General features: G+C 61.9%; 11 protein-coding genes and 1 pseudogene. 11 read left to right on the top strand and 1 reads right to left on the bottom strand.

All coding sequences use genetic code 11. The features are described from left to right. The 5 genes and pseudogenes from MMB74_RS08880 (at position 1) to MMB74_RS08860 (ending at position 4,970) form a co-directional block, all read left to right on the top strand. The gene (locus MMB74_RS08880) at positions 1-267 is read left to right on the top strand and encodes a hypothetical protein (protein ID WP_277428258.1); all 267 of its coding nucleotides are present in this window, start codon (positions 1-3) and stop codon (positions 265-267) included. Positions 268-269: 2 nt separating this feature from the next. Continuing rightward, the gene (locus tag MMB74_RS08875; RefSeq protein WP_277428257.1) at positions 270-677 is read left to right on the top strand and encodes a hypothetical protein; all 408 of its coding nucleotides are present in this window, start codon (positions 270-272) and stop codon (positions 675-677) included. Positions 678-690: 13 nt separating this feature from the next. Continuing rightward, positions 691-1,149, top strand: a complete 459-nt coding sequence (locus tag MMB74_RS08870; RefSeq protein ID WP_277428617.1) for a c-type cytochrome — start codon at positions 691-693, stop codon at positions 1,147-1,149. A gap of 163 nt (positions 1,150-1,312) precedes the next feature. Continuing rightward, positions 1,313-3,442, top strand: a pseudogene (locus MMB74_RS08865) (4Fe-4S binding protein); the annotation flags it as partial. Positions 3,443-3,767: 325 nt separating this feature from the next. Then, positions 3,768-4,970 (top strand): amino acid aminotransferase, encoded by a 1,203-nt coding sequence (locus MMB74_RS08860; RefSeq protein WP_277428256.1) that lies wholly within the window; start codon positions 3,768-3,770, stop codon positions 4,968-4,970. Positions 4,971-5,039: 69 nt separating this feature from the next. On the opposite strand, the gene ugpC is transcribed toward MMB74_RS08860, so the two are convergent. Continuing rightward, complete coding sequence (gene ugpC / locus MMB74_RS08855; RefSeq protein ID WP_277428255.1) at positions 5,040-6,161, bottom strand: sn-glycerol-3-phosphate ABC transporter ATP-binding protein UgpC; 1,122 nt, start codon at positions 6,159-6,161, stop codon at positions 5,040-5,042. Between the two features lie 321 nt (positions 6,162-6,482). Between ugpC and MMB74_RS08850 the strand changes: the two genes are divergently transcribed. From MMB74_RS08850 to MMB74_RS08825, 6 genes are read left to right on the top strand one after another with little or no spacing between them, the layout of a single operon-like run. After that, a complete protein-coding gene (locus MMB74_RS08850; RefSeq protein WP_277428254.1) occupies positions 6,483-7,835 on the top strand; it encodes a sugar ABC transporter substrate-binding protein in 1,353 nt (450 codons plus the stop codon). Between the two features lie 45 nt (positions 7,836-7,880). Continuing rightward, positions 7,881-8,819, top strand: coding sequence for a sugar ABC transporter permease (locus tag MMB74_RS08845; RefSeq protein WP_277428253.1), 939 nt, complete (start codon positions 7,881-7,883; stop codon positions 8,817-8,819). Beyond that, complete coding sequence (locus tag MMB74_RS08840; protein WP_277428252.1) at positions 8,816-9,697, top strand: carbohydrate ABC transporter permease; 882 nt, start codon at positions 8,816-8,818, stop codon at positions 9,695-9,697. The genes MMB74_RS08845 and MMB74_RS08840 overlap by 4 nt, the downstream gene beginning before the upstream one ends. 51 nt (positions 9,698-9,748) lie before the next feature. Beyond that, positions 9,749-10,729: a sugar-binding transcriptional regulator gene (locus tag MMB74_RS08835; RefSeq protein ID WP_277428251.1), complete on the top strand. Its 981-nt coding sequence runs from the start codon at positions 9,749-9,751 to the stop codon at positions 10,727-10,729. 12 nt (positions 10,730-10,741) lie between these two features. Beyond that, positions 10,742-11,497 (top strand): SDR family oxidoreductase, encoded by a 756-nt coding sequence (locus tag MMB74_RS08830; RefSeq protein WP_277428250.1) that lies wholly within the window; start codon positions 10,742-10,744, stop codon positions 11,495-11,497. Positions 11,498-11,533: 36 nt separating this feature from the next. Further along, on the top strand, positions 11,534-12,625 hold the full coding sequence (locus MMB74_RS08825) for an alcohol dehydrogenase catalytic domain-containing protein (RefSeq protein WP_277428249.1): 1,092 nt from the start codon (positions 11,534-11,536) through the stop codon (positions 12,623-12,625). The last annotated feature ends 42 nt before the right edge of the window (positions 12,626-12,667 follow it).

Below are 12,667 nucleotides of genomic sequence, written 5' to 3'. Positions count from 1 at the left end.
GTGACACCTTTCTATCAAAACGTGCCGTCCGAGGCGGCGAAGCAAATCGACTCGATAAGCCTCGTGATTTACGAGTTACGCGAAGACCGCAAGCGCATTCTGGGCCGATACGACGTGACCGACGAAGCGGGCCTTCTGGCGCGGATTGCCGCAGGCGAGATCGACGAGCATCCGGCCTATGAGGACTATCTGGGTGCGAAGACGCTTGCGCAAACGCGCGAAGCGCTTCGCGAGCAACTGCGCGAAGTATTGGCGAAGGGGGTGTGACGATGCTCCACATTGAACTCATAGAAAGAATCGAGTCCACTTACGGTGCTGCGGATTTGACATCCGTCACGTTGTGCCGCGATGCACTCGAAGTGCGTCTCTCGAACGGCGTCGAACTGACGCTGCGCATTGCCGGACCCAGCGAATACGCGCTGGGCTGGCGCTGGGGCGAAGCCGTCATGGGCATTGACACGGCGCCGCTGCACGACACGCTTGGCACGTATCCGAATCATCTTCATACGCCCGACGGCCGCACCGTCGACGATCCCGTCAGCGAAGCCGGTGCGGATCCGTGGCGCAACGTTCGCGCGTTGATCGATCGGTTGCTTGTCGAGCCCTTGCTGGGCTACGAACCCGCATCTCCATGCGTAACCGTCGGTGCGTCGAACGATGCATCGGTCTATCTGTAATGAAGGAAAGATGATGAAAGCTAGAAACTTGTTGTTTGCCGGGCTCGGACTTGCGCTCACGCTCGGCTTGTCGGCCTGCGACAAAGGCGATGCCTCTTCGGAGAAAACCAGCGCCACGCGCACGTCGACCGCGCCAGTGGCTTCGGTTGCGGTGGAAGGGGCGGGGGTAGAGGTGGTCAAGGTGGCCGCGACCGCGCCCGCTGGTGGCGGCACGGTCAATCCCGCTGGCGAGAAAGTGTTCAAGACCGTGTGCTTCATGTGTCACCAGACGGGGGCGGCAGGCGCTCCGATGTATGGCAACAAAGCGGATTGGGCGCCGCGCATCGCGCAAGGCAAGGCCACGCTGTACAAGCATGCGCTCGGCGGCTTTACGGGCAACAACGGCACCATGCCCCCGCGCGGCGGCAATCCGAGCCTGAAGGACGACGAAGTGAAGGCAGCGGTCGACTTCATGGTGGCGAAGGTGCAATGACGGCGGCAAGGCTGTGTTGATCACGTTCGGATAAGGGCAGGGGCGTCGCGAGCCTCGGTTGCAGTGTTCGTTGTATGGTCCTCGCCCGGATTCGATGTTTCTCGCGCGCGACTCGCGCCCAAGCCGCCAGCCTTCCAGGGCGGCCGTTATAGAAGCGACGAAAATGAAAGTGTGGATTCGGACTTTGCTATTGGTGCTGCTGCTCACCGCTGCGCGCTCGGGCTTTGCTTCGATCTATGAGCAGGAATTGCCCGACGCGCTGTTTACCCAGCCCGAGATGTGCAAATGGACCGATTGCGCGGGGGTGTTGCCCGGTGCGAATGCGTTCTCGGCGCGCAAGGGCAACCCGCCCTACGTCGAGGCCTACGCGGACGACGGTCATGCTCGCGTGCTCAAGGGGTATGTGTTTCTATCGACCGATATCGTCGACATCCAAGGTTATTCGGGCAAACCGATCGTCACCCTGATCGGGATGGATACGAGAGGCACGATCACGGGTGTGAGAGTGCTCAAGCACAGCGAGCCGATTTTGCTGGTCGGCATTCCCGAGAGCAAGCTGCTCGACTTTTTGCGCCAATATGTCGGCCGGTTCGCGGGCGCGCGTTTCGAGATCGGCCACAGCGATGCGGGCAATGCCAGCCTCGACGCCATATCGGGCGCGACTGTCACGGCGATTGCCGAAAACCAGCTGATTTCGCGCTGCGCGATCGCCGTCGCGAGCCAGGTCGGCATCGTGAAGCAAACGCCGTTGCCGCAGGCGAAATTGCTCCCGTCCAATGATCATTTGCCTTGGGCGGCGCTCGTTGATATGGGCGCCGTGAAACACATGGCGATCCACGCCACCGACGTTGGGGAACCGGACGACGGCAGTCCCTTTCTCGATCTTTACTACGGCTACTTGAATGCACCCGGGATCGGCAAGAGCGTGCTCGGCGATTACGACTACGAGCAGCTCATGAGCCGGCTCAAGCCCGGCGAGCATGCGATTTTCGTCGTGGCGAACGGCAGGGAGTCGTTCAAGGGGTCCGGCTTCGTTCGTGGCGGCATCTATGACCGCATACAAGTGCGGCAAGGCATCAATGCTTTCACGTTCAAAGACTCCGATTACCTGAACCTGTATTCGTTACAGGCGGCTGGCGCGCCCTCGTTCAACGAGACCGGCATCTTCATCGTCCGCAGCGCGCAATTTAGCGCCGCTTATCCGTGGAAGTTCGTCTTTCTGGGCCATAAGGTCGACAAAGAAACCGGTGCGAAGCGTTTCTCGGCATTCAATTCGCCTTATTGGGTGCCGGCGCGTTTCCTAGAAGGCGGCCGTCCGCATGTGGAAGAGGAAAAACCGGCCTGGCGCAACGCATGGGATGCCAAGCGGATTCAGATCGGCTTGTTCGTGGCGTGGGCCGCCGCCGTCGTCTTCTTCTTCGTCAGCCGCGATCGTTGGGTGCGCAAAGCCAAGCGCGCCGACAAGCGCTGGGTCTCGTGGCCGAAGACGGCGAGCTGGCTGATCGCGATCGGCTTCGCGGGGTGGGCCGAGATGGCGCAGCCTTCGATCACGCAAGTGCTCACGTTCATTCATTCGCTGTTCGGCGACTGGAATACCGGGCTGTTCCTCTCCGACCCGCTCATCTTCGTGTTCTGGATCGTCATTGCGGTGACGGTGATCGTGTGGGGACGCGGGCTCTTCTGCGGCTGGATGTGTCCGTTCGGATCGATGTCGGAGCTGCTCTACAAGCTCGCGCGCATGACCGGCCTGAAGAAGCTGCAACGCAAGCTGCCGATGCGTTGGCACAACCGGCTGCGGAAGGTCAAGTACGTGGTGTTCGCGGTCTTGCTCGCCGTATCGTTCTTCTCCATGCCGTGGGCGGAAAAGCTCGCCGAGGTGGAGCCGTTCAAGACCACGTTCCTCGTCGGCGTTTTGCACCGCTCCTGGCCGTTCGTGCTGTTCTGGACCGTGGTGGTGGGCGCGTCGATCTTCATCGAGCGGCCGTTCTGCAAGTATCTGTGCCCGCTCGGCGCAAGCCTTGCGCTGCCGGGGCGCTTCCGCCTGTTCAAGCTGCGCCGCAAGCCCGAATGCACGAGCTGCCACGCGTGCGCGGCCGGGTGCGGCTCGCAGGCCATCGACGACGCGGGCCGGATCGATCAAATGGAATGCATGCTGTGCCTCGACTGCATGGTCTTGTATTACGACGAGCATACGTGCCCGCCGCTGTCGAAGGAAAGGAAACGGCGCGAAAAGGCGGGGCTCAAGCTTACGCCCGTCGGGAAGGACGGACATTACATTCCGATCGTTCCGATCAAAGTCGAGCAGAAGCCGATCGTTCCGATCAAGGTCGAGCAGAAGCCTAGCGTCGATACGGAGACATCGGTGTGATTTTCTCTCGCTAGGGTCGAAGGGGCTGCGGCGACTTGCACAGCCCCACCTCGCTTCTTTTCACTCAACTGCGCGCGTTGCCGCGCAGTTTCTGCTTCGAAATCGGTGTTTCCCCGCACCGTTTGCAGAATTTTATTTCCCCCGCTCGCCCCTACACTGTGCTCACCCCGCGCCGGCGAGGCCGAGTCCGGAGCAGGGCGCGCGCTAGCTGGCGTAACATTGCTTTCTTCCCAACCCAGCGACATTGATCATGTTCGAACACGTTGACGCGTACCCCGGCGACCCCATCCTGACGCTGAACGAGAATTTCCAGAAAGACCCGCGCCAGGACAAGATCAACCTGAGCATCGGCATCTACTTCGACGACGACGGCCGCCTGCCGGTCATGGAGGCCGTGCGCGAGGCCGAAACGGCGTTGTTGTCCGACCTCGGGCCGAAGCCCTACCTGCCGATGTCGGGCTTCGCACCCTACCGCGACGCGGTGCAGTCGCTCGTTTTCGGCGAACAATGCGCCGCTCGCACGGAGAAGCGCATCGCAACGGTGCAAACGCTCGGCGGCTCGGGCGCGTTGAAGATTGGCGCCGATTTCTTGAAGCGTTATTTCCCCCAAGCGCAGGTTTGGGTCAGCGATCCGACCTGGGAAAACCATCGGTTCATCTTCGAGCGCGCGGGGTTCACGGTCAACACGTACCCTTACTACGACGATGCGACCGGGGGCCTGAAGTTCGATGCGATGCTGGCCGCTATCGATGCACTGGCCCCTCGCAGCGTCGTGGTGTTGCATGCATGCTGCCACAACCCGACCGGCGTCGATTTGGACGATGCGCAATGGGAGCAATTGATCGCAGTGCTTCATAAGCGCGAATTGCTGCCGTTCGTCGATATCGCTTACCAAGGGTTCGGCAGCAATCTCGACGACGACGCATTCGCCGTGCGCGAACTCGCCCGGCGTGGCGTGCCGATGCTGGTGGCGAACTCGTTCTCGAAGAACTTCTCGCTCTACGGCGAACGCTGCGGCGCGCTCAGCGTGCTGTGCCAAGACGCGGGCGAAGCCGATCGCGTGCTGGGCCAATTGACGAGCGCGGTGCGCTCCAATTACAGCAATCCGCCCACGCATGGCGCCAAGATCGTCACGAAGGTGTTGACGACGCCCGCGTTGAATGAAAAGTGGCGCAACGAATTGACCGCGATGTGCCGGCGGATTGCCGATATGCGCGGGGCGATCCACGAACTTTTGAGCCGGCACATCGAGGGGGAAACGCTTTCTCGCTATATCAAGCAGCGCGGGATGTTCACCTACACGGGGCTGAGCGCCGAGCAGGTCGACCGTCTGCGCGAGCAATACGGCGTCTATATTCTGCGTTCGGGCCGAATGTGCGTGGCCGGTTTGAACGAGCGCAACGTCGGCGCAGTCGCCGAGGCGATCGCGAAGGTGATCGCCCCCGCCGCCTGACGTCGATCGATTCGCGCCGCGCGCTTCATGGGCCGCGGCGCAGTCGCGTTGCCGCGCAGCGTCTGCACCTCACGCGGCGGCCGATTGCGCCGTCGCACTCAGCGCGCGCAGCGCCGCCCCGTCATGTCGAAACAAATGCGCGTGCCGTACCGGAAAGCCGATCTCGATTCGCTGGCCGTCGGCCACGGCCGATTCGCCCGAACCCTTGACTTGAATCGCTCGACCATCGGCAAGCGCCACATGCAGTAGCGTTTCGCCGCCGAGATGCTCGACGACGATGACCTCCCCCGCAAGACGCGCATCGGCATTCACGGTGCCGTGCTCCGACAAATGCTCGGGGCGAACACCGAGCGTCAGCGTCTCGCCGGCTTGAACACCGGCGGCCTCGCAAGGCACCGCGAGCGCCGCACCGCCCGGTAGGGCGATCGTCACACCGGCGCGATCGGCCGCGATGACATCAACCTCGATGAAGTTCATCTTCGGCGAACCGATGAAGCCTGCGACGAATCGATTGCGCGGTTGCCGATAGAGTTCGAGCGGCGAACCGATTTGCTCCACCGCTCCGTGATTGAGCACGACAATCCGGTCGGCCATCGTCATCGCTTCGGTTTGATCGTGCGTGACGTAAATCATGGTCGCATTCAACTGCTTGTGCAGCTTGATGAGTTCGAGCCGCATCTGCACGCGCAAGGCTGCATCGAGGTTCGACAACGGTTCGTCGAACAGAAACACCTTGGGTTCGCGCACGATCGCCCGGCCGATCGCGACACGTTGCCTTTGCCCGCCTGAGAGCGCACGTGGACGGCGCTCGAGCAACTGGCCGATCTGCAAGATCTGCGCCGCCTCGCTCACGCGGCGGTCGATCTCGCTTTGCGGCAGCTTCAGCATGCGCAAACCGAACGCGATGTTTTCATAGACGGACATATGCGGGTAGAGCGCGTACGACTGGAACACCATGGCGACGCCGCGCTCGGACGGCTCGACTTCGGTGACGTCTTCGCCGCCGATCAAAACATGCCCGGAGTCGACCCGCTCAAGGCCGGCAATGGTGCGTAGCAGCGTGGATTTCCCGCAGCCGGACGGGCCGACGAACACGAGGAACTCGTGTTCGGCCACTTCGATGTCGACGCCTTTGAGCACCTCGGCGCCGGCGAACGTCTTGCGGATTTGCTGCAGTTGAACTGCGCTCATTTCGCGTCTCCTACGAACGTCGCACTGCGATCGTTGCGGCACGGACATCGTGCATTGCCGCAAGGACTCCTAATCAATTTCTTCTTGACAAGCGTCGTCGGGCAAAATATACATTTGAAAAAATGAAATTACAAGTGAAACGCGTCCCCGGATGGCCGCCGGTTGCGCCCGCAGTCGCATGAGGCAGTACCGAATGCCCGCAGGCATCGAGTGGATCGATGCTTGCCGTCGAATCGATAACAACCCGGGTAACGACCCGCTTTGCACCGGACCCAGCGCGTCCTGTCGATCGTGTCGCGCCGGTCCACAAGGAGACAATCGATGAACAAACGGTTCTTGCAGCGCAAGCTGGCGATGGCCTCGCTGGCAGCCACCTCGCTTCTTCTGGCGGCGCATGCGTCGGCGTGGACATTGAAAGAAGCGGCCGCGCCGTACTCCGGCACCACCTTGCACGCGATCTTCCTCGATCGCCCCGGCTACACGGCTGCGGAGAAACTGATCCCGCAGTTCGAGAAGGAAACGGGCATCACGATCAAATGGGACGTCGTGCCCTACGAGAGCACGCGGCAGAAAGAGGTGCTCAACTTCGTGAGCGGCGGCGCGCAAGACATCGTGCTCGTCGATGTCGTATGGATAGGCGAATTCGCGAGCAACAAGTGGCTCGTGCCGATCAAGAAGTTCACCGACGACCCGAAGCTCGCCGATCCGAACCTGAACCTGAAAGGCTTCTTCCCGATTCTGCTCGATTCGTTCGGCACGTGGGATAAGGTCACGTACGGCCTGCCGTTCGACAACTACTCGGGCCTCATGTTCTACAACAAGTGCATGCTCAAGCAAGCCGGGTTCAGCGAGCCTCCGAAGACGTGGGACGATCTACTGAACGTCTATGCGCCGAAGCTGACGGATGCCGCCAAAAACCAGTACGCGTTCGCTTTGCAGTCGCGGCGCGGTGAAACGCAATCGGCCGATAGCTTCATGCGCATGCTATGGCCCAACGGGGGATCGCTGCTCGATGCCAAGTTCAAATCGAACTTGATGTCGCCGCAATCGCAAGCGGGGCTCGACTATCGGCAGAAGCTGATGAAGTACATGCCGCCCGGCATCGTCGATTTCGACCACGCCGAAGCCGTCAACGCCCTGGCGCAGGGCCAAGTGGCGATGATCACGGAATGGTCGGCGTTCTATCCGACGTTGACCGATCCGGCCAAATCCAAGCTCGGCGATTGCTTGGGCATTGCAACCGAACCGCGCGGACCCGCCGGGCTCAAACCCGCGCTCGGCGGCTTCTCGCTGGCGGTGAACGCCAAGACGAGCGCGAAGAAGCAAGCGGCGGCATGGCTCTTCATCCAATGGATCACCTCGGAGCAGATGGCAAAGCCCTACCTCGAAGCGGGCGGGGTGCCGGCGCGCACGGCGGTGTATCAGGATGCCGCCGTGCAGCAGAAGTATCCGTTCGTGAAGCCCATGGTCGAGTCCTGGCAAGGCGGCGTGCCCGACTACCGCCCGCGCTTTCCCGAATGGCCGGCGATTTCCGAAATCATCGGCGAATGGGGCACCAAGATGATGCTCGGCAATGTCTCGGTGAAGGACGGCGCGCAGACGATCGGCTCGAAGATGGAAGCGATCCTGAAGAAGGCGGGCTATTACGACGGCAAGAAGCCGCTGCTCAAGTAGAGGCTGCGTATGCCGCGGCCGCTCAATGCGAGTCGGAGGATCGAGATGCTCAACGGTACCGTGCAGCGCACTAACCCGGCCACGGCCGCGCGCAAGCGCGCGCGGCTGCGCCTATGGCCGCGCTCGCCCGCGTTTTGGTTCTTATTTCCGGCGGTGTTCGCGCTGGCCGTGATCGGGATCTATCCGCTGTTGGTCGCGTTGTACAACTCGATGCATCAGTACCGCCTTGCCGATCTCGGGGCCGGCACGCCGTTCGTCGGCCTCGACAACTACGTCGCGACCTTCGCTGACGCGACGTTTTGGCAAGCGCTCGGCCGCACGATGCTGTTTCTGTGCTTGACGCTGCCGCTCGAGATCGCGTTGGGCCTGTTCGCGGCATTGATGTTGCATCGATCCGGGCTCGCATGGATGCGTGCGGCGGCCCGCGTGAGTCTAGTCATACCGATGGCGACCACCTACGCGGTCGTGGGGCTGATCGGTCGCTTGATCTTCAACCGGCAATTCGGCGTCGCCAACTATCTGCTGAGTTTCTTCGGTGTCCCGCCGCAAGATTGGCTCGGCGATCCGACGCTCGCGTATGTGTCGGTGATGATCATGGACGTGTGGCAGTGGACGCCGTTTTGCGCGCTGATCCTGCTGGCGGGCTTGACGATGGTGCCGAAGGAGGCCGAGGAAGCGGCGCGGCTGGAAACGCGAAAACGCTTGACGATTCTCTGGCACATCGAGCGGCCCTACCTGTTGCCGGGCCTTACCGCCATTCTCATCCTGCGCTCGGCGGACATGCTCAAGATGTTCGACGCCGTCTATACGATGACGCGCGGCGGGCCCGGCGCGGCCACGGAGTTCATTAGCGTCTACATCGAACGCATCGGTTTTCGCTTGTTCGATCAGGGGTTGGCTTCCGCCCAAGCCATGCTGCTGCTGGTGTTGACGATCGTGCTGTCGCGCCTTTACATCCGCTATATCTATCGGGAGGTCGCGTGAGTCTATCTTTGCTAGGGCTACTGACTATTGGCGCCGCTCCCCGCTCGCATCGGGCGCGTGCAGGGCGCAGGCGCGCCACGATTTGGCATGGTCTCGCGCTGCTGGTGATCTTTTTGTCATCGGTTTTCCCGTTCTACTGGATGGTCACGACGAGCCTGAAGAAGCAAGCCGACGCGCTCGCCTATCCGCCCCTGTGGCGCTTCACGCCCACGCTGAAGCACTACATCGACGCGCTGTTCACGCACGATGTCGCCGGTAGCCTGATCAACTCGCTGATCGTCGCGAGCAGCACGACGGTGCTAGCGATATTGCTCGGCACGCCCGCGGCCTATGCGCTCGCGCGCTACGAATTTCGCGGGAAGCGCGACCTTTGGTTCTGGTTCATTTCGAATCGGATGGTGAGCCCCGTCGTGCTGGCCGTGCCGTTCTTCTTGATCGCCACGAAGCTCGATCTGATCGATACGCACATCGTGCTGATCCTGCTGTACCTGACGTTTTCGCTGCCGATCGTGGTATGGATCTGCACCGATCAATTCCGCAACGTGCCGATCGAGCTCGATGAAGCCGCGCGGCTCGACGGCGCGTCGCCGTGGCGAGTGTTTTGGAAGATCAACCTGCCGTTGGCGATGCCGGGCATCGTCGTCTCGGCCATTTTCGCGTTCATCTTCTCGTGGAACGATTTGCTGTATGCGCTCGTGCTCACGCGCGACAACGCCGCCACCTCGCCAGTTGCCGCCACGAACTACATGAGCGGGTACGAATTGCCTTGGGGAGAAATCATGGCGACGGGCACGCTGATTGTTTTGCCAATGGTGATCTTCGCGTTGCTGGTATCGGGGCGTCTCGTGCAGGGCCTGACGATGGGCGCTGTCAAATGACGCATTTGCTATAACTGTCGGTTTCCCACTCGTCGATACCTTCCATTCATCATGGGCAAGACCCCCCAATCCGCGCCAAGCGTCGAACCGGACGAAGGCGTCGATAGCGAAGAAGAACTGCAGACGCGCGTCGCCTGGCATTACTACGTCGGCAACATGACGCAGCAGGAAATCGCTCAATTGCTCGGCACGAATCGCGTGCGCGTCAATCGCTTGCTGGCGGCGAGCCGCGAATCGGGCCTCGTGCGCATTACGATCAACAGCCGCATCGCGCCGTGCGTCGCGCTCGAGGAGCAACTCGTCGACCGGTTCGGTCTGCTGGCGGCGGTCGTCGTCCCGACCGGCAACACTTACGAAGCGACGATGGCCGCGCTCGGCATCGGCACGGCCAATTACTTGGTGCAGCACATCGCGGCCGGCCATACCATCGGCCTTGGCTGGGGCCGCACGATCCGCGCGGTGCTGCGCGCGCTGCCGCAGCGCTCCTACGGCCCGCTCTCGGCCGTGTCGCTACAAGGCGGTCTCGCGCATTGCCCGAGCATCAACACGTTCGATATCGTCTCCGACTTCGCCGATCTCTGCCATGCGGACGGTTATCTCTTCCCTGCGCCCATTTACGTCAGCAGCCAGAAGGTGCGGGACGTCATCCTGCAGGAAGACGCCGTGCGCGAAACCTACGAGCTCGCGCGTGGCTCGGATCTCGCGTTGGTCACGGCCGGCGATCTCACCGAATCGCTCGTCATCACCTACGGCGTCAAGGATCCCGAGGATTTGCGCACGCTGCGCAAAGCGGGCGCGGTGGGCGACGTGCTCGGTCATTTCGTCGATGAGCACGGCAAGCTCATCAACCATCCGCTGAACCGGCGCACCGTGGCCATGGCGCTCGACGATTTGCGGGGCATCAAGCACGTGATCCTGGCCAGTGGCGGCGCCAAGAAATTTTTCGTCACGCGCGCGACGTTGCGCGGCGGGTATGTGTCGACGCTCGTTACCGACGAAGATACCGCGCGGCGTCTGTGCGAGGAACCATAAGGAATCCTAATCGTGAGTGCGACGGATACCGCTGACAGCGGCAACGCGTTTTTGGGAAAGCGCGTCCTTGTAACGGGAGCGGGCAAGGGCATCGGCCGCGCAACGGCCTCGCTGCTTGCTGCGCGTGGAGCGAGCGTGGTCGCGTTGAGCCGTTCGGCGGACGATCTGCGCGCGCTCGAGCGTGCGATCGGCTGCGAGACGCATGCTGTCGACCTGGCGGATGCAGCGGCGGCCCGGGCCGCGGCGCAGGCCTCGCAACCGATCGATCTGCTCGTGAACAATGCGGGCATTGCGCGGCTGCAACCGTTTCTCGAATGCGATGTCGATGCGTTCGACGAGACGATGGCCGTCAACGTGCGCGCCGCGATGATCGTCGGGCAAGTCTGCGCGCGCAGCATGATCGAGCGCGGCTTGGGCGGGGCGATCGTCAACGTCTCGAGCATCTCGGCACAGATCGGATTTGCGTTGCACGCCGCCTATTGCGCATCCAAGGCCGCGCTCGATGCGCTCACGCGTGTGATGGCCGTCGAACTCGGCCCGCAGGGCATCCGCGTGAACGCTGTCAACCCAACCGTTACTTTGACGCCGATGGCCGAGCAAGCTTGGAGCGACCCGGCCAAAGCGTCGCAAATGCTCTCGCGCATCCCGTTGAACCGGTTCGTGCAACCGGAAGAGGTGGCGCAGACGATCGCGTATTTGCTCGGCGACGAAGCACGCATGATCAATGGCGTAAGCCTTGCCGTCGACGGCGGCTTTCTCGCGCGCTGAAAGCCGAGTTCCTTTCTCATTTGAAGCGAGCCGACTATGAGTACACCGAACGAGACGACGAAAATGACGGCGATCGTATGCCACGCCCCGAAGGATTATCGCGTCGAGCGGGTCGCGCGGCCCCGCCCCGGCCCTAACGAGCTCGTGATTCGCATCGCCGCCTGCGGCATCTGCGCGAGCGACTGCAAGTGCTATTCGGGCGCGAAGATGTTTTGGGGCGGCCCGAGTCCGTGGGTCAAGGCGCCAGTGATTCCGGGGCATGAGTTCTTCGGCTACGTGGACGAATTGGGCGAGGGCGCCGCCGAGCATTTCGGCGTAAACGTGGGCGAGCGCGTGATCGCCGAGCAGATCGTGCCCTGCGGTAAATGTCGATACTGCAAATCGGGGCAATACTGGATGTGCGAGGTCCACAACATTTTCGGCTTTCAGCGCGAGGTGGCCGACGGCGGCATGGCCGAATACATGCGTTTCCCGCCCACGGCGATCGTGCATAAGATTCCCGACGGCATTTCGATCGAGGATGCGGCCATCATCGAACCGCTCGCTTGCGCGATTCACACGGTCAACCGCGGCGATATCCAATTGAACGATGTCGTCGTGATTGCCGGCGCTGGGCCGCTCGGCTTGATGATGACGCAAGTGGCGCATTTGAAAACGCCGAAGAAGCTAGTCGTGATCGACCTCGTGGAGGAGCGTCTCGCGCTGGCGCGCGAGTACGGCGCGGACATCACGATCAATCCGAAAAAGGACGACGCCCTTGCGATCGTGCGCTCGATCACCGATCAATACGGCTGTGACGTCTACATCGAAACCACGGGTGTCCCCGCAGGCGTGCCGCAAGGCCTCGATCTCATTCGCAAGCTTGGGCGCTTCGTCGAATTCTCGGTGTTTGGGGCGGAGACGTCGGTCGATTGGTCGATCATCGGCGATCGCAAGGAGCTCGACGTGCGCGGTGCGCATCTTGGCCCGTATTGCTACCCGATCGCCATCGATCTACTCGCGCGCGGTCTCGTGACGTCGAAAGGAATCGTCACACATGGCTTCGCGATCGATGAGTGGGAGGAGGCGATCAAGGTCGCCAATTCGCTCGATTCGATCAAGGTGTTGCTGCGGCCGGGAGGCCGCTGAATGGATCTCGCGGCCAGGCGGGGTCGTGGCTGGCCGTGACGA

This window comes from Trinickia sp. Y13, assembly GCF_029522115.1.
GTDB lineage: Bacteria > Pseudomonadota > Gammaproteobacteria > Burkholderiales > Burkholderiaceae > Trinickia.
The sequence above is the reverse complement of the archived record's forward strand: the minus strand, read 5'-3'. Positions and strand labels throughout refer to the sequence as shown.